The 23,950-nt window shown below is 54.0% G+C and carries 21 protein-coding genes; 12 read left to right on the forward strand and 9 right to left on the reverse strand.

The annotated features are described in order from the left end of the window. Positions 1-4: 4 nt before the first annotated feature. Complete coding sequence (dapA, locus tag J4772_RS02160; RefSeq protein WP_209073980.1) at positions 5-880, reverse strand: 4-hydroxy-tetrahydrodipicolinate synthase; 876 nt, start codon at positions 878-880, stop codon at positions 5-7. Positions 881-995: 115 nt separating this feature from the next. Between dapA and J4772_RS02165 the strand changes: the two genes are divergently transcribed. Next, entirely contained in the window at positions 996-1,880 is an 885-nt protein-coding gene (locus J4772_RS02165) for a LysR family transcriptional regulator (protein ID WP_209073981.1), read from the forward strand. Between the two features lie 220 nt (positions 1,881-2,100). Here J4772_RS02165 and J4772_RS02170 read toward each other — a convergent pair whose 3' ends face one another. Then, complete coding sequence (locus tag J4772_RS02170; RefSeq protein WP_209073982.1) at positions 2,101-2,694, reverse strand: TetR/AcrR family transcriptional regulator; 594 nt, start codon at positions 2,692-2,694, stop codon at positions 2,101-2,103. Between the two features lie 86 nt (positions 2,695-2,780). On the opposite strand from J4772_RS02170, the gene J4772_RS02175 reads away from it, so the two are divergent. From J4772_RS02175 to J4772_RS02210, 8 genes are all read left to right on the forward strand, one after another. Then, positions 2,781-3,419: a DUF2306 domain-containing protein gene (locus J4772_RS02175; protein WP_209073983.1), complete on the forward strand. Its 639-nt coding sequence runs from the start codon at positions 2,781-2,783 to the stop codon at positions 3,417-3,419. A 104-nt stretch (positions 3,420-3,523) separates the two neighbouring features. Beyond that, positions 3,524-4,177, forward strand: a complete 654-nt coding sequence (locus J4772_RS02180; protein ID WP_209073984.1) for a DUF2306 domain-containing protein — start codon at positions 3,524-3,526, stop codon at positions 4,175-4,177. A gap of 176 nt (positions 4,178-4,353) precedes the next feature. Further along, positions 4,354-5,373 carry an ABC transporter substrate-binding protein gene (locus tag J4772_RS02185; RefSeq protein ID WP_209073985.1) on the forward strand — a complete coding sequence of 340 codons (1,020 nt, stop codon included), beginning with the start codon at positions 4,354-4,356 and terminating at the stop codon, positions 5,371-5,373. A 30-nt stretch (positions 5,374-5,403) separates the two neighbouring features. Beyond that, on the forward strand, positions 5,404-6,516 hold the full coding sequence (locus tag J4772_RS02190) for an ABC transporter ATP-binding protein (RefSeq protein WP_209073986.1): 1,113 nt from the start codon (positions 5,404-5,406) through the stop codon (positions 6,514-6,516). After that, positions 6,513-8,168, forward strand: a complete 1,656-nt coding sequence (locus tag J4772_RS02195) for an ABC transporter permease (protein ID WP_209073987.1) — start codon at positions 6,513-6,515, stop codon at positions 8,166-8,168. Before J4772_RS02190 ends, J4772_RS02195 begins: the two co-directional genes overlap by 4 nt. Positions 8,169-8,278: 110 nt before the next feature. After that, entirely contained in the window at positions 8,279-9,976 is a 1,698-nt protein-coding gene (locus J4772_RS02200; RefSeq protein ID WP_209073988.1) for a sensor histidine kinase, read from the forward strand. Beyond that, a complete protein-coding gene (locus J4772_RS02205; protein ID WP_116065601.1) occupies positions 9,969-10,757 on the forward strand; it encodes a response regulator transcription factor in 789 nt (262 codons plus the stop codon). The genes J4772_RS02200 and J4772_RS02205 overlap by 8 nt, the downstream gene beginning before the upstream one ends. A gap of 341 nt (positions 10,758-11,098) precedes the next feature. Continuing rightward, entirely contained in the window at positions 11,099-11,860 is a 762-nt protein-coding gene (locus J4772_RS02210; RefSeq protein WP_209073989.1) for an SDR family NAD(P)-dependent oxidoreductase, read from the forward strand. A gap of 152 nt (positions 11,861-12,012) precedes the next feature. Here J4772_RS02210 and J4772_RS02215 read toward each other — a convergent pair whose 3' ends face one another. Genes J4772_RS02215 through J4772_RS02225 form a run of 3 tightly spaced genes read right to left on the reverse strand, consistent with a single transcriptional unit; the run spans position 12,013 to position 14,823 of the window. Then, positions 12,013-12,789 carry an alpha/beta hydrolase gene (locus tag J4772_RS02215; RefSeq protein WP_209073990.1) on the reverse strand — a complete coding sequence of 259 codons (777 nt, stop codon included), beginning with the start codon at positions 12,787-12,789 and terminating at the stop codon, positions 12,013-12,015. A 2-nt stretch (positions 12,790-12,791) separates the two neighbouring features. Continuing rightward, positions 12,792-13,820 carry a FecCD family ABC transporter permease gene (locus tag J4772_RS02220; RefSeq protein WP_371822815.1) on the reverse strand — a complete coding sequence of 343 codons (1,029 nt, stop codon included), beginning with the start codon at positions 13,818-13,820 and terminating at the stop codon, positions 12,792-12,794. Beyond that, positions 13,804-14,823 (reverse strand): FecCD family ABC transporter permease, encoded by a 1,020-nt coding sequence (locus J4772_RS02225; RefSeq protein WP_116065597.1) that lies wholly within the window; start codon positions 14,821-14,823, stop codon positions 13,804-13,806. Before J4772_RS02225 ends, J4772_RS02220 begins: the two co-directional genes overlap by 17 nt. Before the next feature lie 146 nt (positions 14,824-14,969). Here J4772_RS02225 and tnpB point away from each other — a divergent pair, with 146 nt between their 5' ends. Continuing rightward, the gene (tnpB, locus tag J4772_RS02230) at positions 14,970-16,064 is read left to right on the forward strand and encodes an IS200/IS605 family element RNA-guided endonuclease TnpB (RefSeq protein ID WP_209073991.1); all 1,095 of its coding nucleotides are present in this window, start codon (positions 14,970-14,972) and stop codon (positions 16,062-16,064) included. A gap of 76 nt (positions 16,065-16,140) precedes the next feature. On the opposite strand, the gene J4772_RS02235 is transcribed toward tnpB, so the two are convergent. From J4772_RS02235 to J4772_RS02245, 3 genes are all read right to left on the reverse strand, one after another. Next, complete coding sequence (locus J4772_RS02235; RefSeq protein ID WP_209073992.1) at positions 16,141-17,088, reverse strand: ABC transporter substrate-binding protein; 948 nt, start codon at positions 17,086-17,088, stop codon at positions 16,141-16,143. Positions 17,089-17,189: 101 nt separating this feature from the next. Continuing rightward, on the reverse strand, positions 17,190-18,788 hold the full coding sequence (locus J4772_RS02240; RefSeq protein WP_247740983.1) for an AraC family transcriptional regulator: 1,599 nt from the start codon (positions 18,786-18,788) through the stop codon (positions 17,190-17,192). Between the two features lie 202 nt (positions 18,789-18,990). After that, positions 18,991-21,120, reverse strand: coding sequence for a DNA topoisomerase 3 (locus J4772_RS02245; protein ID WP_209073994.1), 2,130 nt, complete (start codon positions 21,118-21,120; stop codon positions 18,991-18,993). Positions 21,121-21,354: 234 nt separating this feature from the next. Here J4772_RS02245 and J4772_RS02250 point away from each other — a divergent pair, with 234 nt between their 5' ends. Next, on the forward strand, positions 21,355-21,633 hold the full coding sequence (locus J4772_RS02250) for a hypothetical protein (RefSeq protein ID WP_209073995.1): 279 nt from the start codon (positions 21,355-21,357) through the stop codon (positions 21,631-21,633). A gap of 144 nt (positions 21,634-21,777) precedes the next feature. Here the strand turns inward: J4772_RS02250 and J4772_RS02255 are convergent, their stop codons facing one another. Next, on the reverse strand, positions 21,778-22,089 hold the full coding sequence (locus tag J4772_RS02255; protein WP_209073996.1) for a hypothetical protein: 312 nt from the start codon (positions 22,087-22,089) through the stop codon (positions 21,778-21,780). Between the two features lie 468 nt (positions 22,090-22,557). Here J4772_RS02255 and J4772_RS02260 point away from each other — a divergent pair, with 468 nt between their 5' ends. Further along, positions 22,558-23,931: an extracellular solute-binding protein gene (locus tag J4772_RS02260; RefSeq protein WP_116065425.1), complete on the forward strand. Its 1,374-nt coding sequence runs from the start codon at positions 22,558-22,560 to the stop codon at positions 23,929-23,931. The last annotated feature ends 19 nt before the right edge of the window (positions 23,932-23,950 follow it).

The following is a 23,950-nucleotide window of genomic DNA, read 5'->3' on the forward strand; positions in this document are numbered from 1 at the left end:
TCTGTTATTCGACCAAGTAACGGGACAACCGTTGCTGCAATGCTGATGTAATCTGACTCATCGGCAGCCGGACGGCATCGGCAGCAAGAAGATCTTGTCCCGCAAGCAGCCACTTGAGCGGCGCGGGATTCGGTTCGCGGAACAGATCGTCGATGAGCGGTCGCAGCCCGTCGAACACTCTGCTTGCTGCCGGGTAATTGCCTGCCGCTGCCTGCCGGCAGACTTCGATGAAGTCCCTTGTACAGACGTTTGCCGAAGCCGAAATGCCTCCGCTGGCTCCTAGGCGGAGCATATCGTAGAGAAGGGCATCGTCTCCGCACAGTACAGGCTTAGTAGCAAAACTACCGAGCTCCTGCAGCAAAGTCAGGCTGCCGGAGCTATCTTTTAGTCCAATGACGCCGTCAAGCTCGAGAATTGCTCGCATCGTCTCGGCAGACAGCCGAATGCCGGTTCGGGAAGGAATTTCGTAAGCGATCACCGGCACGCCCGTCCGGGATGCTCTTCGGTAGTGCTCCAGAATGCCGGCTTCCGACGGCCTGCTGTAGTACGGAGTGACGACAAGCGCGGCGTCCGCGCCGATCCGTCCGGCCATTTCCGTTCTTCGTACGGTATCCGCTGTGTTATTCGTTCCCGTTCCGACGACAATCGGAACGCTTCGCTTTCCCAATGCGTCTCGAGTTATGTTTACTAGCTCTACGACTTCCTCCCATGAGATTGTCGGACTTTCCCCTGTCGTTCCCCCTACCACTAGCCCATCGATTTCAAACTCCAGCAAATGCTTGACGTACCTTTCGTAAGAGACCAGGTCCAATTCCCCGTCAGGCAAAAAGGGCGTGACGACGGGGACGTAAATTCCTTTTAACTCCGCTTGGCTCAACATGGAATTGCCTCCTTAACAAACTATTTGAACCTACTGTATCACGCCATATTCCATCATAGTTATCTATAATATATAATAATCATTATCAATAATATTGATGGGTGGTGCGAACAGCGTGGATCTCATCTATTATCAGACTTTCCGGGAGGTCGCCTTGCGGCAGAGCTTCACGAGAGCCGCCGAGCAGCTTGGGTATGCACAGTCGAGCGTAACGACGCAAATTCAGAAGCTTGAGAAAGAATTCGACGTTCAATTGTTCGAGAGGTATGGCCGAGGCTTGCGGCTGACCTCTGCGGGCGAAGAGCTGCTGAAGACCGTCACTCAAATGCTGGAGCTGCACCAGCAGGCCAAGGAGAAGCTCGCGAGGCAAGGAGGGGGAAGCTTGACGATCGGCACGATCGATTCGCTCGCGGCCTACTATCTTCCGCCGTTCTTACAGCGGATTCGGCATAGCTATCCGGAGCTGAACATCCGGCTGCAGCCGGACCGCGAGGATCGAATCGTTCATCGGGTCAAGGAGGGGGAGCTCGATTTCGGCCTTATGCTCGTCGGCGAACCGACCGATCCCGCTTTGGAATGGACGGAAATTCGCGAAGAGCCGCTCGTGCTTGTCTCCGCGCCGGATCATCCGCTCGCAAGGCTTGACGCCGTGGACTTGCGGCGGCTGAGCGGCGAAGAGTGGATCATGACGGAGGAGACTTGCAACTACCGGATTATGCTGGAGAAGCTGCTGAGGGCGGAAGGCATTCCATACCGAATCAGCTTGGAGATCGGCAATCCGGAAGCGGTCAAAGGGTGCGTGGCCGCCGGAGGAGGAATTGCCATCCTGCCCCGGCTGTCCGCCGACGCCGAGCTTGGAAGAGGGGAGCTGGCGGCGCTCCCGTTCTCTCATCCGGATCTCCGATTGAGCTTGCAAGCGTGCATGCATCCTCGCAAATGGGTCTCTCATGCGATGAGGGCGTTTCTGGATTCCCTTCAGCCGGCCGAGGCCGCGTTCTGATCGAACCTGATGGGGAACTTGCCGAAATAGGACTCGTTCTGCAGATGGGACAGGGCGTCGACCGCCTGAAGCTGGGCTTTCCGGAGGGCTCCGCTTTCATGAATTCGTCACAACTCCCGGTTTACATTCGGGAGATCTTCGTTTACTCTAAAAAGAGACCGAACGGTTCGGTTTCAAAGTGAAGGAGTGCACGATGAAACGAGTTCAAATCGCTTTACGTTCACGGGCGCCGGAACGAAGAGAGCCAGCGCTCGATCTGAGCTTTGGAGTTGCGGACGTGTTTATTGTCGAGGGTGAGTCTGCTGGCCATAATGCCACCCTCGATCGAGGAGAAGACGAAGGAGGCTGCGGCCTCGGAATCCATATCTACGGTGAATTCCCCGGAGGCCTTGCCTTCTTCGAGCATTCCTTGGATAAATACCGACATCTGTTCGAAGGCGCCAATTGCCGGTTGCCGCAAGGCAGGGAAGGAATGGTCGCTCTCGATCGCCGTATTGAGGAACGGACAGCCGCCTGACATCGGCGGATTGTGGACAGTGTCGCTGTAGACGTCGCACATCGCCAATATTTTCTCGGTTGCCGTCTTGCGTCCTTCAATCGCCTTCTTGAAGTGCTCCCAAAGAACCGTACCTGCGTAACGAAATGCCTCCAGTGCGATCTCTTCCTTACTGGAAAAGCTTCTGTAAAGACCGCCCTTGGTCAATCCGGTGGCTTCCATGATGTCCTGCATCGAAGTGGCCGCGTAGCCTTTTTCGTTGAACAGCACAGCGGATTTAATAATGATATGGAGCTTGGTTTTTTCGCCTTTGCGCATGATCCCGATCCTCTCATTCGTGCTCTCCTAATCGCCGATCGACAGCTATCGGGACAATCATAGCATAATCTCGGAGGAGTTTGTTCATGTCCAACGCCAAACGCTTATACAGCCTTATGTTGATTGCTGTCGCTGTGTTCGTTGCCTATGCACTCTACAAAAACTTCGTTCACGATCCTCAGGCTGCGGAATTTCTCGGCCATAAGTCCAATTTGAAGCGAGAGCTTAACGTTTCCATGTGGCTGAACGTTATGTATGTTCATGTTGCTTTCGCATGCGTAGCTATGCTGTCCGGAGCCGTCAATTTTCCATCTTCCATACGTACTAAATACTCACGGTTTCATCGGATCAACGGATACGTCTATGCGATCTCCGTACTGATCGTCGTCCTGACCTCCGGATACATGGCTCCGTACGCGACGGGCGGCAAGGCGGCCGGCATGGCGTTCAACCTTCTGAATCTGCTATGGCCGGCTATGACGCTCGCCGCCATCGTACAGATTCGGAAGAAGAGGATCGCCAAGCATCGAAAATGGATGATTCGCAGCTATGCCTTCTGTTTTACCAATCTGTCGATTCATCTTCTCACCACCCTGGCAACGGCCGGATTCGGTTTGGCTTATGCGACGGGATACACCATCGGCGTTTACGGTTCCATTGTAATGCTGCTTGCGGCGGCAGAGCTTATTAATCGAGCTCGGAATCGTCGTCCGACTCCGTCTTAAGTACAGGGAAAGATTCACCTGAGGTCTGATTTTCCGTGAGGGGGAATTTGGTAAACTTGGTTTAACCGAGGGGTTGGAGGCAATCCCGTGAAGGGGGAACCAAGGTGACGAGAACGGCGCAGCGAAGTAAAAGCGGGGGCAAAGGACTAGGCGTTATTGCCTTTCTGGCAATTGGGGTCAGTTTGTTTCTGGCGATTCAGTATTTCGGTTTCGGAACGGGTGCGTCGGCATTTGTGCAGGAAAAGCTGAAGATCATGGGATTAAGCGATCTATGGTATTCCGCACTGTATGTGCACATTGCGGGCGGTGTCGTTGCGCTGGGCGTCGGATGGGTGCAATTCGTCGGGAAGCTGCGGGCGAGATCGATTGGGCTGCACCGGACGCTGGGGCGAATCTACGGCATTGCCGTACTGCTGTCCGCTGTGGCGGGAGTATATATGTCTTTCCGCGCAACGGGTGGCTGGGCATCAAGCCTGGGATTTCTGCTGCTTTCGCTGGCGTGGCTGTATACGCTGGGCCAAGGCCTGAATGCGATCCGCGCAGGTCGCGACCTTGCGAAGCACCGCAAGTGGATGACGCTGAATTACGCGTTGACTCTGGCTGCCGTGACGCTCAGAATCTATCTTCCGCTCGCAATCGTCCTATTCGGGATGGGACCGTATAACGTCTACTACAGCATCATTGCGTGGCTGTGTTGGGTCCCGAATCTGCTCCTTGCAAGCTGGCTGCTGTCGCGGAGAACTCGTCGGAGTCGTTAACCCAAATAGCCAGAGGTTGCCCTTAGGTCGAATGCGACCTTACGGGGCGGCCTCTTTTTTTTGTGCGAGTTGCGTATTTTAGACGATGTTAGCGAATCGTAGGATTAAGTAATTGGAGAAGTCGAGCTAGAATGAAAGGGCATTCAAAAATAAATCCTCTACAGGAGCGAATACAAATGAAGAAACTTTCCATTCTATTGCTAGCGTTTACAATGCTGGCGGCAACGCTTAGCGCTTGCGGAGGCGGCTCGAAAGCTTCCAAAGAAAACAAGCTAGTCGTATATAGCCCGAATAGCGAAGAAATCGTCAAGACGATCATTCCGATGTTTGAGAAACAGACGGGCATTACCGTCGAACTGGTCACCGCCGGAACGGGAGAAATCATCAAGCGTATCCAATCCGAGAAATCCAACCCGTACGCGGACGTCATGTTCGGAGGATCGATGGCGGGCTATCTGGCCAACGCCGAGCTTTATGAGCCGTATGTGTCCCCGAACGATGAGTTTCTGATGGAAGGACATCGCAACAGAGACGGGTTCGCTACGGCTTACATTGCAGACGGAAGCGTGCTCCTCGTGAACACGAATCTGGTTGGCGACATCAAGATCGACAGCTACGCCGATTTGCTGAATCCGGCCCTGAAGGGCAAGATCGCTTCGGCCGACCCGGCCAGCTCCAGCTCGGCCTTCGCTCAACTGACGAACATGTTGAAGGCGATGGGCGGCGATTATGAGAGCGAAGCGGGATGGAACTACGTCGGCGAGCTGATCAAAAACCTCGACGGCAAAATCGCCAGCGGCTCCGGCGCGGTGCACAAGAGCGTAGCGGATGGAGAGTATGTCGTCGGCTTGACGTACGAAGATCCGTCCAGCACCTATGTTCGCAACGGCGCTCCGGTTAAAGTCGTCTATCCGAAAGAAGGAGCGGTATTCCTCGACGCGGCTTCGGGTATCATCAAGGGCGCTCCGCATCTGGACAACGCCAAGAAATTTATCGATTTCATCCTGTCGAAGGAAGCGCAGGACGCGTTCGGCAGCCAGCTCACGAACCGTCCGCTTCGCAAAGACGCACAGCTTGGCGATTATATGACTCCGTACAGCGATATTAACATGATCGACGAAGACACGAAGTATGTGAGCGAGCACAAGTCCAAGATCGTCGAAACCTATACCGATCTGTTCGCCAGCCTGCAATAAAACCGCATTTTCTGAAAGGGTGACAACGAGATGAGCGTGACGATATCCATTCAAGACCTTGTCAAAAAATATGGAGACGCCACCGTCATTCCGGAGTTGTCCGTGGAGATCAAGAAGGGTGAATTTTTCACCCTTCTCGGTCCCTCGGGATGCGGAAAAACGACGCTGCTGCGCATGATCGCAGGCTTCAACAGCATCGAAGGCGGGACGATTAAGTTTAACGACAAGACAATTAACAACGTCGAGCCGGGGAAGCGGAACATCGGCATGGTATTTCAAAACTATGCGATCTTTCCGCATCTGTCCGTAACGGGCAATATTGCGTTCGGCTTGCAGAACCGCAAGCTGGCGAAGTCCGAGATTGCCAGCAAGGTCGAGGACATTTTGAAGGTCGTGCAGATTGAGCAGTACAAGGACCGGATGCCGAAAAATCTGTCCGGCGGCCAGCAGCAGCGCGTCGCGCTGGCGAGAGCCATCGTCATTCGACCGGATGTCCTGCTGATGGACGAACCGTTGTCCAATCTGGACGCCAAGCTCCGCATCGACATGCGCAATGCGATCAAAGCGCTGCAAAGAGACGTCGGCATTACGACCGTCTACGTAACCCACGATCAGGAAGAGGCGATGGCCGTCTCCGACCGGATCGCCGTCATGAAGTCGGGCGTCATTCAGCACCTGGGCACGCCGCAGGAAATTTACCAGCGTCCGGCCAATCTGTTCGTCGCGACGTTCATCGGACGCACGAACATACTGGAAGCGGCGCTGACGAACAATCAGGGAACGCGCACGCTCCGATTCGGGGAAAGCGGGTACCAGGAGCCGGTCGAGCGAGTTCATATTCCCGAAGAGGATGCCGCAAAGCCGCTGCTGGCGGTAAAGGTGTCGGTGCGTCCGGAGGAATTCGTCATCAGCGAGGACGGAACGGGAATCCGGGCGAAAATCGTACACAGCGTATTCCTCGGACAGATGACGCATTACTTCGTTTCGCTGGAATCGGGTCAGAGCGTAGAGATTACGCAAGAGTCTACGAGCGCCCGGCCGTTGGAGTCGAATCAGACGATTTTCCTGAAGGTGAAGACCGATAAGATCAACATCTACGACGCCCGAGGAGAATTGAACTACACGGGGAGCGATCGGCCATGATCCAAGCGCGCAAAAGATTCGACGTCTGGACCAACCTTTCCTTGCTCATATTTATTTTCTACATTTTGTTTCTGGCTCTGCCCCTGTTCACGATGCTGTTCAAGAGCTTCTACAACGGAACGACAGGCGAGCTGTCGCTGGCTTATTTCACGAAGTTTTTCAGTAAGCCTTATTATTTGAACGCTTTGTGGAACAGTATGAAGGTGACTGTAAGCGTAACGCTGCTTGCCGCGTTGATCGCAACGCCGCTCGCCTATATTATGTCCACGGTCAAGATCAAAGGCAGCTCCGCGATTCAGATTCTCATTCTGATCTCGTCGATGTCGGCTCCTTTTATCGGGGCGTACTCCTGGATTCTGCTCCTGGGCAGAAGCGGCGTTATTACCCGTTTCATGAAGGACACGCTGGGAATCGCCATGCCCGACATCTACGGTTTTACAGGAATTCTGGTCGTACTGACGCTGCAGATGGTGCCGTTAATTTTCATGTATGTGTCCGGCGCGCTCAAAAATGTGGACCAGTCGCTGATGGAAGCGGCGGAAAGCATGGGCTACAAGGGTCTCGCGAAAATGAGAAAGGTACTGCTGCCGCTCATTACGCCGACGCTGCTGGCGGGCGGATTGCTCGTCTTCATGCGCGCGCTCGCCGACTTCGGAACGCCGATGCTGATCGGCGAAGGCTACAAAACGGTTCCCGTCCTCATCTTCACCGAATTCATCAGCGAAGTCGGAGGAGACGACGGCTTTGCCGCCGCAATCAGCGTGATCGTCGTCCTGTTCGCGACCGCGATCTTCCTGCTGCAGAAGTTTGTCGCCAATCGTAAATCCTATACGATGAGCGCCTTGAACCCGATTGAAGCGAAGAAGAAAAAAGGATTGGGCAACATTGCGGCCCACATCGTAATCTATGCGTATACGCTGCTCGCTTTGCTGCCGCAGCTCTACGTCATCTATACTTCGTTCCTGAAAACTTCCGGTCGCATCTTCGTCAAAGGCTACTCGCTGGACAGTTACCGGCAGGCCTTCGACAATATCGGCGACGTGATTCAGAACACATTCATGCTGGCGCTGAGCGCTATCGTCATTATTATTTTGCTTGCGGTGCTGATCGCTTATGTGACGGTACGACGGCGTAACGCCTTGACGAATACCCTGGATATTTTCACGATGTTCCCTTACATCGTTCCCGGATCTATTCTGGGTATCGCGCTGCTGATCACCTTTAACGACAAGCCGCTTGTGCTGAGCGGAACGGCGGTCATTATGGTGGTGGCCTTCGTCATTCGCAGGCTGCCTTATACGATCCGGTCCAGCGCGGCGATTTTGCACCAGATTCATGGAGGCATAGAGGAGGCGGCCATCAGCCTTGGCGCGTCGCAGATGAAAACCTTCTTCAAGATTACGCTGCCGATGATGCTGGCGGGCGTCGTGTCCGGCGCGATTCTAAGTTGGGTGACGATCATAACCGAGCTGAGCACCTCAATCATTCTATACACGGGCAAAACCCGAACGATGACGGTGGCGATTTACACGGAAGTCGTGCGGGGCAACTACGGAGTTGCCGCGGCGCTCTCGGCGATTCTTACCGGGATTACGGTGATCTCGCTGCTTGTGTTCCTTCGGATGACAGGGAAGAAGGAATTTACGTTATAATAGTGGGGCAAGCAAGTCGGAACCCGTACGGGGACCGACTTGTTTGGCATCGTAGCCGGTCGAGTGGGCATCATATCCCCACCAGGCCTGCGGCTGACAAGGGGGATTGGATGGGCCAGGAGAAGAAGCGCAACTTTCAGGAATCGACTCGCCGTCTGTTTCTGTTCTATACGATCATCCCTTTCGGTATATTGATCGTGCTGTTTTTTGCGTTTACGATCGTCAATACGAGATTGTCGGTGGAAAACAAATCCGCGCAGGCGACGCAGACGATGAGCGAATCCATTGGCGAAGTGTACCGGCAATATGCGCTGGAAACGGTGCGGATGGCAGCTTCCCCGGCGGTAGTGGATTATGTGCGCACGCGTGTGGGGAGCGAGAAGGTATACGCCGAATTTTACGAGTTCAACAATCGTCAGCAGGTGAAGAGCATTTTTCATATCGTCAGCCCTGAAGGGGTGTTTCTGGCGACGTCCGCTCCGCCGGACTCGCTCGGCTCCGATCTCGCTTTCGGCAGTCTGGTGCACCGGATTGCGGAGAAGCAAACGCTGCTGACCGAGACGAACAGCTTTCGGTACTCGCACGACCGAATTACGAGCTATACGTTCGGCAAAGCGATCATGGACGAGGGCCATGCGATCGGATACCTGGTCTACCAACTGTTCGAGGCGGATTTGCAAAAGCTGATTTTTCTTCAAAATAACGAGGTGGCGGTCGTCACCGACGAGCATAATACGGTAGTAGCTACGACCAGCAACATTACCAAGGGGATTCTAAACAAGTTCCAGCTCGGCGCGGGCGGAAGCGGGAAGGCGCTGCTGAACGGCGGAGAATACGGGATGAATACAAGGGAGGTTCCCGGCACGCCGATCAAGGTCCACGCGCTGAATTCGTTAAGATCGGAACGCGACACTCTCGTAACGTTGTCGATTTTCATTGCGGCGGCCAGTGTGCTGCTTTGGATCGTGATTCATTTTCTGGCGAAAAAAATGTCGGCCCGCAACGCGGAATCGATCGACAAGCTGGTGCGCGCTTTCCGGCATTTGCGCGTGGGCAACCTGAACGAATACGTCGATATTCGGACGGGCGACGAGTTCGAGACGCTGGGCGAGAAATACAACTATATGCTGGACCGATTGCGGGAGCTGATGGATAAAAACCAGGAGCTGTCCCGGATCAGCAGCCTCGTGGAAATCAAGCAATTGCAGTCGCAGTTTCATCCTCATTTTATTTTTAACGTGCTGGAAACTTTGCGTTATGCGATTAAGATGGACACGGGGAAGGCTCAGGAGATCGTCATGCTGTTATCTAGGCTGCTGCGCTATAGCATCAGCCATGAGCGAAACGTAATGCTTGAGGACGATTTGGGATATGTAAGGGATTATCTGAAGCTGCAGCAAATTCGTTTTAATGAACGTCTGCAGTACAGCCTTTCCGTAACGGGAGAGGCGGGAAGCCAGTACGTGCCGAAGCTGATTTTGCAAGCGCTTATCGAAAACTCGATCAAATACGGCTACCGCAACCAAAGCAGTCTACATATCGATATTCTCGTGTCCGCGGCTCAGGGGAAGCTGGAAATGGAAGTGCGCGACGATGGCCAGGGCATGAGCGAGGAACGGCTGGACGAGGTGAAGCGGATTTTGACGAACCGGGAAAATACGACGGAGCATATCGGACTGTACAACGTTCATCGCCGACTTGTATTGCAATATGGAGAAGAATACGGGATTCGGATCGAAAGCGGGCCGGGAGCGGGGACTCGGGTGATGTTAACCATTCCTTACGAGGAGGACGGGAATCATGTATAAGGTGCTGCTCGCGGAAGACGAGGATATGATTCGCAACGGGATCAAATACAGCATCGACTGGCTGGAAATCGATTGCGTGATCGTCGCGGAGGCGTGTAACGGTGAAGAAGGCTTGGAGAAAATTCGCGAGCTGCGGCCCGACATCGTGCTTACCGACATCAATATGCCGATTATGGACGGGATCGCAATGATCGAGCAGGGTCAGAAGCTGCATACATTCAGCAGCATTATCATCTCCGGGTACAACGAATTCCATCTGGCGAAGCGGGCGCTTCATCTGGGCGTGACCGATTTTCTGGTGAAGCCGCTTGAGGAGGAGCAACTGATCAAGGCGCTGGAATCGGCGAAAAGCAAAGTCAAGCTGATGCTGAAATACGAGGAAATCGCCAGCCGTCCGGAAGAGACCGTCGAGGCTTTCCCGAGCTTCGAAGCGCTGGACGACAAGCTGAAAACCTCCAAAAACGTCTCAAAAATGATCGAGTACGTCCAGGAAAACTACCATCGCAAAATCAGCATCCACCACTTGGTGAATCAGTTGGGCATAAGCGCCTCCTATTTGAATCAGAAGTTTAAGCAGGAGACGAGCTACACGTTTAACGACTTCTTGAACCGCTACCGCATTCACAAGGCGATGGAGAAGCTGAAGGCGGGCGACGGTAAAGTGTACACTATTGCACAGGAATGCGGGTTTAGCGACTACAAATATTTCATCGGTATTTTCAAAAAGTATGCGAATTGCACTCCGGGGCAATATCAGGAGTTTTGCGAGCGGGAGGGGTAGGGATAAGGGGCTCGTCAAGGCACTTTTTTGGCCTCCGCGCCCCGGCTCGGGTTCACTAAAGCACAATCTATTTGCCTGGACCCACTAATAATATCTTCTTTCGACAGCATTAATAAGTTAACGAGTTGGTTCCTCCGTTCCTCCGATTTTTGTTATCAATGTAAATACAACTACAACGATTGTAGTACAGAGTTAAATGATGATACGCTAAACTCTGTACGCCGAACGGCAATGAATTGCTTTTTCTCGGGGAACGGGGACGTGCGCGATATATTGGTGGTAAAATCTAGTATATTGTTATAGTCCTTATATCATTCGAGACGGTAAAGGAGATAAGCTTTATGCAACCTAATTTCAGCATTCAAGGAAAAGTCGCGATCGTGACCGGGGCGAGCAAGGGGATCGGTTACGGATTAGCGAAGGCGTTGGCGGCGGCAGGCGCAAAAGTAGCAGTTGTGGCGCGAAGCAAGGCGTCCTTGGATTTGTTGGTAAAAGAAATAGCGGCAGAGGGCGGGGAAGCGAGCGCATACGAGTTGGATGTACGGGACGTGGCGGCTATTCGGACCGTGTTCGAGCAAGTTGCGAGCGATTACGGCAGACTCGACATCGTCGTTAATAATGCCGGATTGGGCGAGGGCATGGCGGCGCTGGACGTGACGGAAGAGTATTGGGACGACATGATCGACGTTAATCTGAAGGGCGTCTTTTTCTGCTGTCAAGCGGCAGGAAGAATCATGCTGGAGCAGGGCTACGGCAAAATCGTCAATGTCAGCTCGCAGGTTAGCGTCGTCGGAATTCCGGACGGGGTCGCCTATTGCGCCTCTAAGGGGGGCGTTAACCAATTGACGAAGGTGCTGGCGCTGGAATGGTCTGGCCGGGGAATCTGCATCAATGCGGTTGGCCCAACGTTCATCTATACGCCGGGCACGGCGGAGAGGCTCGATACGCCGGAGTTTCGCGACCAAGTGCTGGCCCGCATTCCCGCCGGCCGCATCGGCACGATCAATGATGTGGCCGGAGCCGTCGTGTACCTGTCCTCCCCGGCATCGGACCTGGTAACGGGCACGCTGCTGTTGGTAGACGGAGGTTGGACGGCCCAATAGGGGAAAGCCCGACCTGCAAGTTTTGCATAATTACATGCTTATTCCTGAATTCGTTAACGTAAAGAAAATGCGGAGTGAACAAGATCGATTTAGAAAAAAAGCCCTGTACCAATAAGCAGCCTAAGGCTCATCGGGACAAGGCTTTTTCTGTTCTAGTTCGCCGCGAAACGAATCGCCCGGCTGATCAGTCCAGGCAGCAGAGAGACGTGGTTGTCATCCTCGAACGAACGGTACTCCACATGCAGACCGGCTCGGTCCAAGACGGACAGACGTGCTACAAGCTCCTTCGCATGGTCGACCATTCTGCTCTTATGGTTATCTTCCAACGAGCCGACAGCGACGAGCAAGTGAATTTCCGCGGTGTCGTCTCCGGCGGAGAAGATGGCCTCTTCTGCAAGGAGGGAATCCTTGTTCCAGTGGATGGAAGGGCTTCCGGCTACATAGGTACGGAAAGCTCCCGGAGAAGCGAACAACGCATAGAGCGTGAACAATCCTCCAAGCGAATGACCGATTAGCGTCTGCTTCGCAGGATTGATAGGGTAGCCGCGGGCAATCTCGGGCTTCAGCCGATACTCCAGGAACGCGAGAAACCGGCGGGCCCCTCCTTGAGGAGGCCAGGTTTTGCCCTCGGGATGGGCGGGCAGCTTTAGCGGATCGGAATCCAGCGTGAAATCGTAATGACGTTCGGACGGAAAAAGCTCCTCCGAAGGGTAGCTGATGCCGACGACAATCGAGGGAACGACCCCCGTCTTGTCCGCCCGGCGCGATTGCACGCTGACTGCTTCCACGGCGGTTCCGAAAACGGCGTTAGCGTCCAGCAGGTAGAATACGGGATAACCGGCGGGAGGCGGAGATTGCGTCGGCCTGGCGATACGAATTCGATAGGTTCTACCGTCCTCGGAGGAGATCAGGCGCTCTTCGATGTACATAATTAAGCTCTTCCTTTCCGGCGATGGAGCAAAAAGACAAAGCTAGGCACGCCTAAAATAGCTACGATAATGCCGGCGGGCAGCTCGACTGGGCTGAACAACGTTTTGCCAATGAAGTCGGCCGCCAGCACGAGCAGAGCGCCAACGACGGCGCAAATTGGCAAGGAACGCTGGTGAGCTTGGCCGACCAGTCTGCGGGCGATGTGCGGTGCGATTAGACCGATGAAGCCGATGCCGCCGGCGACCGATACGCAGGCGCTCACAAGACCGATGCCGCTCAGCAGCAAAATCCCCTTCTGCTTCTCCAATTGCACGCCGACGCTGCGAGCGCTGTCGTCGTCCAGCTGAAGCAGATTCAGCGTGTGCGACCTCGCATAGATAATGGGAATCAGCACAGCGAACCAGGGCAGGATGGACACGATATATTTCCAGTTTGCGTTGTAGATGCTGCCTGACGTCCATACGGCGACCATCTCGAAGTCTTGGGAGTTCATTCGCAGCGTCAGAAATAACGAGATCGCGCTGAGGCCGGAAGCGATCGCAAGACCGGTCAACAGCAGTCTTTGCGGCTCCAGACGACCGTTCTTCCAGGCGAACAGATAGATCATTAACGCCGCCATCAGTCCTCCGAGCAAACCGAACAGAGGCATGGCCATTACGGAAAACCAGGTGATTTCCCTAATCTGCCCCTGATAGAAATAGAGAAAAACAACAATCGCGACACCTGCGCCCGCATTGATGCCGAGCATCCCCGGATCGGCGAGTCCGTTGCGGGTAACACCTTGAATGACTGCGCCCGCGATGCCCAGGCCCATTCCGACGAGGACGGCAATGACGATGCGCGGCAGCCGGAACTCGAAAACGACGAGGTCGTAGTCGGGATTAGGGTTGATGCGCAGCAAAGTGCGGACGATGTCTTTGACGGTAATATCGAATTCTCCGTTGGTCAGACTGACATAGATCATCCCTGCGATCAGTCCCAATCCGACAAGGAGCAAAACGGCAAACGACCCTCTAGCTTTTACTTTCACGCATGCCGCCCCCCTTCGTACGGATCAAATAGAGGAAGAACGGAACGCCGAAGATGGCCGTCACTACGCCGACCGGCATTTCGAACGGGTAGTTCAGGAAACGGCTGCCGAGATCGCATAGCGTCAGGAACAACCCGCCGAAGGCTGCCGACAACGGCACGATCCAGCGATAATCGACTACACGCGCGATCATACGGACGATGTGGGGTACGAGCAGGCCGACAAAGCCGATTTTCCCGGCAAGCGCCACGGCAATACCCGTCAACAGAACGACGCTGGCCATCGTTGCCAGCTTGATGGCAGCGGTTTTGACGCCCAAGCCTGTGGAGACGTCTTCTCCGAGCGAGAGCATCGTAACCGATTTGGCCACCAGCATCGCGATCAACAGTCCTGCGACGGCAAACGGAATGGCCAGCTTGATCATGTCCGGATCAAGTTGGTGCAGGCGGGCGTTGTACCAGAAGCTGATATTTTGCGAGACCTGAAAATATGTCGCCATCGCCGCGGACACGCTGCTTAGGAAAGTGCCGATTACGGTGCCGAGAATTGCCAGAGACACTGGAGACAGTCGACTGAATATCGAAGCGGCCAGTCCAAAGACGACGATAACGCTGAAAGCCGAGCCGAGCAGCGAGTAGAAAATCATCGCCAGCATCGACGAGTTGGGGGCGATGATCATGCAGAGCGTGATGGCGAACACTGAGCCGTCGGATATGCCCAATATAGAAGGGGATGCAAGGTAATTCCTTGTCATCCCCTGCATGAGCGCTCCGGATACGGCCAGGAACGCTCCGATCAAGAACGAGCCGGCTGCCCTGGGCAGCCGGGAATGTCTGACGATCTGATGATCGACATTGTCGGGATCGAAGTTTAACAACGCATCGCGAATCGTATCGAACGGAATAGCTTTAGAACCGTAGATCACTGACAGCACGAGCGCAATAATGATGGCGACCGGAGACAATGCGAGCAGCAGAGCCGGCAGAGTAGCTTTGAATTTCATGCGAATCTTCTCACTTATCTTTATCTAAGAATGCCGAGAAAACTCCGACCTGTGAAGGTTGGAAGATGAATCTAGTAGTGCTTTTGCGATGCGAACACACGTGCTATAATTGAGGTATATCCTGCTTGCTCAGGGGGGGATCTCCTATGTTGCATCATCGCGCCTATAAGTATCGGATCTATCCAAACCAGGAACAAGAGCGGTTAATCCAACGTACGTTCGGATGCAGCCGCTTTGTGTTCAATCATTTCCTAACGCTGTGGAACGAAACGTATGCTGCCACCGGCAAGGGGTTGTCCTATCACAGTTGTGCAACCGGACTGCCTGCACTGAAGAAACAATTCGAGTGGCTTCGCGAAGTGGACAGTATTGCCTTACAGTCGGCTGTGCGTCACGTGTCCGATGCCTTCGGAAGGTTCTGGAGCAAACAAAATCGTGCACCTCGCTACAAGAATCGGAAGCATCCGGTTCAAGGCTACACCACCCGATGCACGAACGACAATATTGAGGTTATTGGCAATCAGCTTAAGCTGCCGAAGCTCGGCCTTATCCGGTTTGCCAACTCCAGACCGCTGGAAGGCCGTATTCTTTCTGCAACCGTACGAAGAAATCCAGCGGGCAAATACTTTGTTTCCCTCGTTTGTGAGGCTGAGATCAAACCGCTGCCAGAAGTCTCAGGCGATATCGGTATCGACCTTGGCCTTAAGACCTATGCGGTATGTTCAGATGGTTCGTCTATTGAGAATCCGAAAGTATATCGCAAGTACGAGCGACGGCTGGCGCACTGGCAACGCCGAATGGCCCGTCGGAGAAAGGACGGAGCCAATTGGCACAAAGCCAAGCTCAAAGTGGCTCGTATACACGAGAAGATCGCATACAGTCGAGGGGACTTCTTGCACAAGGTAACGACAAAGCTGATTCGTGAAAACCAAACAATCAGCATCGAAACGTTGCGAGTAGCTAATATGCTGAAGAACCCCAAGCTGGCGAAATCGATCTCGGATGCATCGTGGAGCGAGTTCACCCGATTGCTGATGTACAAGAGCGAGTGGTACGGGAGGGCGCTCAAGTTTGCCCCGGCTTTTGCGCCGACGAGTCAGATGTGTCATCGGTGCGGAAAAAAGCATCCGGCAGTGAAGGATATGACCCTCCGACAATGGATATGCCCATCTTGCCATACTGTACATGACCGGGATGAGAATGCTGCTCGTAATATCAAACAGGCAACGATGAGTAGATAGCAGTAAAAGAACTGCGGGAACCGCAGGGATCGCTTGGTCGATTTCGAATCATTGGATTCGATTACCCAAGAATCCCCTACTTATCCAAGTGGCGGGAGTGTTCAAAGAGCTTGGTTTGCTTCAAAGCTTGCAGGAAAGCGATTTTGCTGTAGGCTGTACCGCCCTGTGCAATCGGGTCAACGATGTTGACGTATACGTGGCCGTTTTTGACCGCTTTAAGGCTTTTCCAGATCGGATTCTTTTGCAGCTCCTCCAGCGCTTTCGGCTGGTCGGCATTTTCCTCCGGCGAGAACTGCACGAACAAGTAGTCCGGATTGATCTCGGCAAACTTCTCAAGCGAAATATTCTGCTGCGCTTTGGCCGCGGCGACTTCCGCCGGTACGGATGCGCCCAAATCTCTATACAGGGAAGGGTTGAAGAACACGTCCTTCGGATAGACGAACAGATTGCCGGCGCGAACGCGGACCGCCAAAACCGTCTTGTCTTTCAATTTCGGAGCTAGCGTCTTCTTGACGAGCGCCAATTCTCTTTGATACTGCAGAACGGCTTGGGTGGAGGCGTTCTTGTTGCCGATCAGATCGCCGAGCAGCTTCAAATTGTTGACCCAGTCGGTCGAGATATGCGAGACGGGAATCGTTACGGCGATTTTGCCCAGCTTTTCGTTCGTCTCGGCCGGGAATTTCGTGCTTGTAAGAATAACGTCGGGCTTCAGCTTCAGAATCGTTTCCAGATTCGGCTGAGTTTTTTCTCCGATTGTCGTAACGCCTTTCGTAATTCGCGAGAACAGAGGGGGAATTTTACCGCCGATGGACGGCACGCCCAGCGGTTTGAAGTTCAGGACAAGCGCGTCTTCCATCGACTCCATGGCTCCGACGATGACGATTTTATCCGTTTTGACAGGGACAGTATAAACCTGACCTTTGTATGTGATCTCCCTTTTGGCTGCGGGAGCAGCACTTGCAACGGAAAACAGACCGAAAACAAGCGCGCAAGACAAGACAAGCGCGGTAAATTTTTTAAACATTCTTTGTACACTCTCCATTCCCTTTGAATAGTAATGATAATCATTATCAATTAAGGATTATAGGCTGAAAAAGAGAATGTGAACATGGACAATTTCCTGATTTACAATGGATAATTTACGCATAGGCGATTTTCCAGATCGTCGGCCATTCGACTAACGGCATGAGCGGAGTACTCTCGCCAAGGGTCGGAGGGCACGAAGTGGACCTTGCTTTGGCGCGTCGCCTTCAGGTCCTGCCATAGCAGTGTGGCTTGGTGCGCTTGCCAGAAGGAAAGCGTCTCGGGTTCTTGGCAAATGTTAAGCAATATCCGATCGGCGTCAAGCTCGGCGATCCGTTCGGCCGTAATCGGCACATTATAGGTCCGTTTTAACAGATTAAGCTGCAACTCCTCGCACAGCAGCTCCTGCATTCCGCGCGTGGGACAGGAGTAAAATTGCCCCTTATAGTAGCTAAGAGCAAGCAAAGATTCGTCGCCCAGCTCTTGCCGGATATTCTCGCCAAGTCGGCGCAGCTTGCGTTCATATTGGACGAGCCAAGCCTCCGCATCGCTCTCGACCCCGATGAATCTAGCGGTCAAACGCAGCTGCTCCCGCCAACCGGTCTCCCGGGAGGGAAGCACAAGCACAGGAGCGATGTCTTCCAGCCGTTCGCGTTCTCCCGGATGCAAATGATCCAGCGTGACGATTGCATCGGGCCTGCTATCTGTCAAGACGGCGAGATTGGCTTCCCAATCCTGGTTAAAGCGATAGGCGCTCAAGTGGAGCGGAATGTCCGCACGATAGGTTTTATAGTAGTGGAGCGTCCATTTCGGATGAAGGGGAGCGGCATAAGGCATCAGATTCAGCGCCAACAGGTGGCCGACGACCGGAGACATATAGGCTGCGACTTTGCGCTGCCGGCTCTTGGCATAGGCGGAAGGAGACAGGCCGATCGCCTGCTTGAACTTGCGGCTGAAGTAAAACTCGTCCTGATAGCCGACCCGGCGGGCGATCTCGTTCAGCTTCATATCCGACTGCGCCATTAACCGCTTGGCTTGGCTCAGCCGCGTTTCGGTAACGTAGTCGATCGTGCTGAGGCCGTACGTTTTTTTGAACAGATCGACATAATATTTCGGACTGATCTCCGCAAGCCGCGCGAGCTGCTCGATCGTCAGATTTTCGTGATAGTGGGTATCGATATAGGCTTTTGTTCGTTCCAGAGCCAAGCGTGAATTGGCGACCGCATTGCGAGGCATCGGCTGCAGCAGCCGGTAGAGCCACTCCTGGAACAGAGCTTGCGCCCGAAGCCGGTGCAGAGGCTCGCCTCCCGACCAATAGCGAAGCAGCGTTTCGGCAGTTGTGTCGCTCCCTGCGCGAGACGGGGCAGGCAGCTCTCCGCTTGCGGGAAAATCCCCGTCGGATCCGTTCTCTGCTCTCACACGAAAATGAATCAAATAAAAGGAGAACGTTTCGCCGTTATCGGATCGAGCGGCAATCGTCTGTCCGGGCGATATGAAATAAACAAAATGCGAAGAGGCATGGAATTCTTGCAGCCCGATCGTCAAATCCCCTTCCCCCTGCGCGATGGCGAGGATGGCATGGGTGCCGACCAGTCGAGGCTCGAGCGGTCCGTGGGCCAGCCATTCGATGTCGACGAGTTTGAGCCAGAGATCGTTAAGCTCTCGAAAAAGGGGCAAGCCTGGAGAAAGTTGTTCGGACAATGGAGATCGTCCCTTCGGATTGACTTTAGTGAGAATCATTATCAATTAAGGTAGCATGAGGATAGGGAGAGGGTCAAGCTAAAGGTTGGCGGCTTCGCGGTCAACATGAACAGCCCGGCTCCTAACCATAAGGTTCAGAGCAGGGCCGCTGGGCGCTTTGTTGATTTCTTCGAAGCCTTGGTATATGAATTCTAAGTCCGCTCTAGTTACCGTTTTTCTTCTCCATGGCCGCCTTCAACAAGTCGCCGAGACTATTGCCGAGAGGTTCCTGCTGCTTGGAGAATTGGCTGACGAGTCGCTGCTGCTCGCGCTTGTTCATGTGCGCGCTGTCCTTGTTCAACGTCTCCGTTAACCCGCATGGCAAGCATTGTACGTATTTTCCCGCTTTGCCTTCTTTAAGCACCATCTTCTTGTGGCACTGAGGACAGCGCCGGTTCGAGAGCTGCTGATCGCCGGAGCGTCGGTAGCCGCAGTCGTCGTTGGGGCAGGTGAGCAGCAGTCCGCGCTTCGTTTTTTTCTCCAACATCCGTGTACCGCAATCCGGACAGTGGCTGGCAGACACATTATGGGGTACGTAGGAAGCGTTGCTGTTCTTGACTCCGCCGACTAATTCCCGAGCCATGTCGCGTATGCCTTTCAGGAACGGATCGGCTTTGCCTTGACCGCGCGCGATGCGTTCAAGCTCCGCCTCCCAGCGGGCCGTCAGGTCCGGCGAGCGCAGATCGGCCGGAGCGAGCTCGATGAGCTGCTTGCCTTTGCCGGTCGGGTGGAGCGAATTGCCCTGCCGATCGATCGTATCCGAGCTGACCAGCTTCTCGATAATATCCGCACGTGTGGCGGGAGTGCCCAAGCCGTGCTTCTCCATTTGCGTCAGCAAGGCAGCCTCGGTATACCGCTTCGGAGGAGAAGTTCTGCCGGTCTGAATCCGGCAAAGCTTCACTTCAAGCGCTTCGCCCTCCCTCAGCTCAGGCAGCAGCGTATCCTTATCGTCCGTCGAATCGTCGCTCTCCTCGTCCTCCATCGATTGACCGTCGTAGACGGCTCTCCAGCCGGCGTCCTTGATCGTCGTGCCCTTGGCGGACAGCGTCTCTCCGACCGCTTGAACGATCACGGCCACCTGATCGAAGCGGGCCGGTCCGTAAAACAAGCTGATAAACCGCCGCACGATCAGATCGTACAGCCTCCGCTCCTCGTTGCTCAGCGCATTCAGCATGACGACCTGCTCCGTCGGGATAATGGCGTGGTGGTCGGTCACCTTGCTGTCGTCGACGATCCGCTTGCTTATCGGCAGCTGGCCGCGCAGCAGAGGTCGGGCGAGCGGCGCATACGGCCCGATAGCAACGGCGGATAAACGTTCCTTCAGCGTACCTGTCATATCCGATGTCAGGTAGCGGGAATCGGTGCGCGGATAGGTGACCAGCTTGTGCTGTTCGTAGAGCCGCTGCAGCACGTTGGACGTCATTTTGGCCGAGAAGCCGAGCAGACGGTTCGCATCCCGCTGCAGCTCCGTCAGATCGTAAGCGAGCGGGTGCGGCACCGATTTCTCGCTTTTCTTCAGCGAGACGATCTTGCCTGTTTTACCGGACAGCTTCTCCTGCAATTCCTTGGCCTTTGCCGCATCGAAAATCCGCGAATCCCCGTTAGGTCCGCGCCATAACGCCTCGAATTTGCCCAGATTCACGCGCAGTTGGCTGAACTCCTCCGAACGGAACGACAAGATCTCCTTTTCCCGCTGCATGATCATGCCCAGCGTAGGCGTCTGCACGCGTCCGGCAGAGAGCGGCGAGCCGAATTTGCATGTCAAGGCGCGCGTGACGTTCAGTCCGATCATCCAGTCGGCCTCTGCCCTGCAGCGCGCAGATTGGTACAGGCGCTCATATTGGCTGCCCGGCTTCAGCGAAGCGAAGCCTTCCTTGATCGCTTTGTCGGTCTGCGAGGAAATCCACAGCCGCTGGAACGGCTTTTTCCACTTGACCATATCGATGATCCAGCGGGCCAGCAGCTCGCCTTCCCGCGCCGCATCGGTCGCCACGATCAGCTCTCCGATATCCGGTCGGCGCATCAATTGTTGCACCGCCTTGAACTGGTGGCTGCTCTCGCGCAGTACCTTCAGCTTCATGCTCTCAGGCAGAATCGGCAAATCCTCCAGCGCCCAGCTTCCAAGCTTGGAATCGTAGTCCTCCGGCTCGGCCAAGCCGACGAGATGTCCCAGGGCCCAGGTTACGACGTATTTCGGTCCTTCGATATAACTCTTATTTTTATTATGGCTGCCCATCACCCGTGCGATCTCGCGCGCGACCGACGGCTTTTCCGCCAATACCAATGTTTTCATAATTTGTCGAGTCCCCTTCCTTTGTTCATTATACTATCGGGACGCGAAAATTGCAGGGCGGCTCGGGGAAGGGGAGTAACGTTTTATTGTGAGATGACGATATAACCAGTAAAGGGCAGTTGGCAATTAGGGCAAACAATCGATACAGGCTGGAGAACCATTGTCCATGTATCAGATGAAATCAGAAGTAGGAGTATATTTGGAAATTACGTTTCCGGCCAAGAAAGTGCCTTGATGCTGCCCAAGCAGCGGAGTGAAGGCCAAGAATGTGCCTTGATGCTGCTCAAGCTGTGGAATGAAGGTCAAGAATGTGCCTTGATGCTGCCCAAGCTGTGGAATGAAGGCCAAGAAAGTGCCTTGATGCTGCCCAAGCAGCGGAGTGAAGGCCAAGAATGTGCCTTGATGCTGCCCAAGCTGTGGAATGAAGGTCAAGAATGTGCCTTGATGCTGCCTAAGCTGTGGAATGAAGGCCAAGAATGTGCCTTAATGCCCAATAGTCGCGGTCGCCCATAGTGTTGTTCGCTTTACCTGACAACGGCGGAGACAAGCAAGCTGGCAGTGGAAGCCCGAGAGAAATTTGCTCTACCTCCGATTAACGATCCGTACGATTACATTCGCCAGCTTCGTTCCGAAACCTCAACCCCCGATTGATCATTCCTAATTTGTTGTTCCTTCTTGCTCGGCAGGAATGGCAAATGGATCTGACAGGAGTGCAATAGCCAATTTTGCTCCGTCGCGCATTCCTTGTAAATATAACCTTTCATTCTCCAAGGCCCGACAGTAATGATGCTTGTCCTCCCATTCCATAAACTCGGGACATTGCGTTGTATCGACCCAGGAAAACAGTGCCTCAAACGCGTTTTTCTCCTCTGCTCGATGCTTACTCAATTCCGGATGAAATTGGATTCGTGCAGATACATCATCCAGTCGTTCCTGAATCGCGTTGTGGAACCATGATGGAAACTCCATGATTGCATTCCTCCCAGCAAACAAGTATTGTCACAATCTCTTTCTCTCGGAATCTCGCGTAGCTGCGCCGCATTTTGAGTATAGAACCTTTCGTTAGCCCCGGGAATAACATTTGGATAGTCAAAATACGCTTGTTGATACAAATAATAGTCATTAGTATAGGGATACATAATTTGTGCGGTTTTGATGAATATGGGGAGAACGCCGATGTACGATTTTCGAGTAAGCCTCTCCGGTTTGGACACAAATTACTCGAATCCGCCCGCGTAACGGCCTCGCAGACCGTAAGAAGCAGCCAAACACTCGAATCCGCCCACACCGCGTCCACCCCAACCATCCCATACCTCAATATACCTCGCCCAACAGGGCACCTTAAAAAAACAAACATCAACCCTTAAGTAAGTTTATTGTTCGTCCGGCGGCTTCGATGGATAATGAGGCTACCACAACACACAAGGGGGATATACGATGAACGTTCTGAATAAAAAGGTGTTAGCCTCCGCTATGGCGGGCGCGCTTGCGGTCAGCTTGGCTGCTTGCGGATCATCCGGCAACAAAAACAATGAAGCAAGCTCCCCGGCAGCCAGCCCGTCCGCATCCGAATCGCCTAAGGCGAGCGAGTCCGGCGGCAGCAAAGAAAACGTAACGATTACGTTCCAGAACATCTACCCGGACCCGACCGACCCGAAATACAACATGCTGCAGAAGATCGTTAAACAATACGAAGCCGATCACCCTAACATAAAAATCGAGCTGGACTCCCTCAACACCGACCAGCAGAAGCTGAAGCTGAAGACGCAAGCGGCTTCCAAGGAAGTGCCGGACATTACGATCGTCAACCCGGCTGCGCAGATGAAGCCGTTCGTGGATGCCGATCTGTTCGCCCCGCTGAACGAGATGGTCGAGAAGAACGGGCTGAAGGGTACGTTCCAAGAAGGAATCCTGGATTACTATTCTTTTAACGGCAACCTTTACGCTCTGCCGGACGGCAACAATATCGCGCTGATCTATTACAACAAAAAAATGTTCGAGGAAGCGGGAGCGAAAGTTCCGACTACGTTCGAAGAGCTGGTCGACACCGTAAAGCTGCTCAAGTCCAAAAAAATGACTCCGATCGCGATCGGCGAGAAGGACTCCTGGACCGGATCGTTCTTGTTCATGAATGTCTTACTTCGCACGAACGGCGGACCGGGCTTCCTGCAGGACGTGCTGGACGGCAAGAAGACATTCGAAGATCCGGCGTTCACAGAAGCCGTAGACGCATTCCAGAATCTCGTTCAAGCCGGAGCGTTCCAGGAAGGCGCGACTTCCTTCGACTATAACGCAGGAGAGAACTTGTTCAAAACGGGCAAAGCGGCCATGTACTTCATGGGAAGCTGGGCAACGGGCGGCATCGAGACTTCCACGGTAGGCGAGAACGGCGAAGTCGGCGTCTTCAAGTTCCCGACGGTCGGCGGCAAGGGCAATCCGGACGAATTCATGCTGGCGCCGGGAAGCGCGTTCGCGGTATCCAAAAACAGCAAACATCTCGAAGAGACGCTCGACTTCCTGAACTACTTCATGTTGAACTACCCGAAAGAAGCATTTGCGGTCAAAGGCGCCGTCGGCGTCGCGCAAAACATCGAAGAAGACTTCAAGGCGGCCGGATATTCCGATATGGCGATGGAAGTTCTGGGCATGTTCAAGGACGTGAAAGGCGGAGACCTCGCGTTCGACAATACGATGAACCCGGGAACGGCGCAGGTTCACCTGTCCAGCATCCAAAACCTGTTCGTAGCTCAGAAGGATTCGGCCGAAGTGGCCAAGGATCATCAGAAGGGCTATGAGGAGAACAAGGAATAACATCCGTCGACCAAGAACG

It is taken from the genome of Cohnella sp. LGH (genome assembly GCF_017671885.1).
GTDB lineage: Bacteria > Bacillota > Bacilli > Paenibacillales > Paenibacillaceae > Cohnella > Cohnella phaseoli.

Excerpts from the sequence above, each read along its gene's own strand:
- J4772_RS02250 (WP_209073995.1), top strand. The coding sequence starts at position 21,355 with ATGCTGCCCAAGCAGCGGAGTGAAGGCCAAGAATGTGCCTTGATGCTG.
- J4772_RS02205 (WP_116065601.1), top strand. The coding sequence starts at position 9,969 with ATGTATAAGGTGCTGCTCGCGGAAGACGAGGATATGATTCGCAACGGG.
- J4772_RS02190 (WP_209073986.1), top strand. The coding sequence starts at position 5,404 with ATGAGCGTGACGATATCCATTCAAGACCTTGTCAAAAAATATGGAGAC.
- J4772_RS02185 (WP_209073985.1), top strand. The coding sequence starts at position 4,354 with ATGAAGAAACTTTCCATTCTATTGCTAGCGTTTACAATGCTGGCGGCA.
- J4772_RS02245 (WP_209073994.1), bottom strand. The coding sequence starts at position 21,120 with ATGAAAACATTGGTATTGGCGGAAAAGCCGTCGGTCGCGCGCGAGATC.
- J4772_RS02260 (WP_116065425.1), top strand. The coding sequence starts at position 22,558 with ATGAACGTTCTGAATAAAAAGGTGTTAGCCTCCGCTATGGCGGGCGCG.
- J4772_RS02210 (WP_209073989.1), top strand. The coding sequence starts at position 11,099 with ATGCAACCTAATTTCAGCATTCAAGGAAAAGTCGCGATCGTGACCGGG.
- J4772_RS02175 (WP_209073983.1), top strand. The coding sequence starts at position 2,781 with ATGTCCAACGCCAAACGCTTATACAGCCTTATGTTGATTGCTGTCGCT.
- J4772_RS02255 (WP_209073996.1), bottom strand. The coding sequence starts at position 22,089 with ATGGAGTTTCCATCATGGTTCCACAACGCGATTCAGGAACGACTGGAT.
- J4772_RS02225 (WP_116065597.1), bottom strand. The coding sequence starts at position 14,823 with ATGAAATTCAAAGCTACTCTGCCGGCTCTGCTGCTCGCATTGTCTCCG.
- tnpB (WP_209073991.1), top strand. The coding sequence starts at position 14,970 with ATGTTGCATCATCGCGCCTATAAGTATCGGATCTATCCAAACCAGGAA.
- J4772_RS02235 (WP_209073992.1), bottom strand. The coding sequence starts at position 17,088 with ATGTTTAAAAAATTTACCGCGCTTGTCTTGTCTTGCGCGCTTGTTTTC.
- J4772_RS02195 (WP_209073987.1), top strand. The coding sequence starts at position 6,513 with ATGATCCAAGCGCGCAAAAGATTCGACGTCTGGACCAACCTTTCCTTG.
- J4772_RS02200 (WP_209073988.1), top strand. The coding sequence starts at position 8,279 with ATGGGCCAGGAGAAGAAGCGCAACTTTCAGGAATCGACTCGCCGTCTG.
- J4772_RS02170 (WP_209073982.1), bottom strand. The coding sequence starts at position 2,694 with ATGCGCAAAGGCGAAAAAACCAAGCTCCATATCATTATTAAATCCGCT.
- dapA (WP_209073980.1), bottom strand. The coding sequence starts at position 880 with ATGTTGAGCCAAGCGGAGTTAAAAGGAATTTACGTCCCCGTCGTCACG.
- J4772_RS02215 (WP_209073990.1), bottom strand. The coding sequence starts at position 12,789 with ATGTACATCGAAGAGCGCCTGATCTCCTCCGAGGACGGTAGAACCTAT.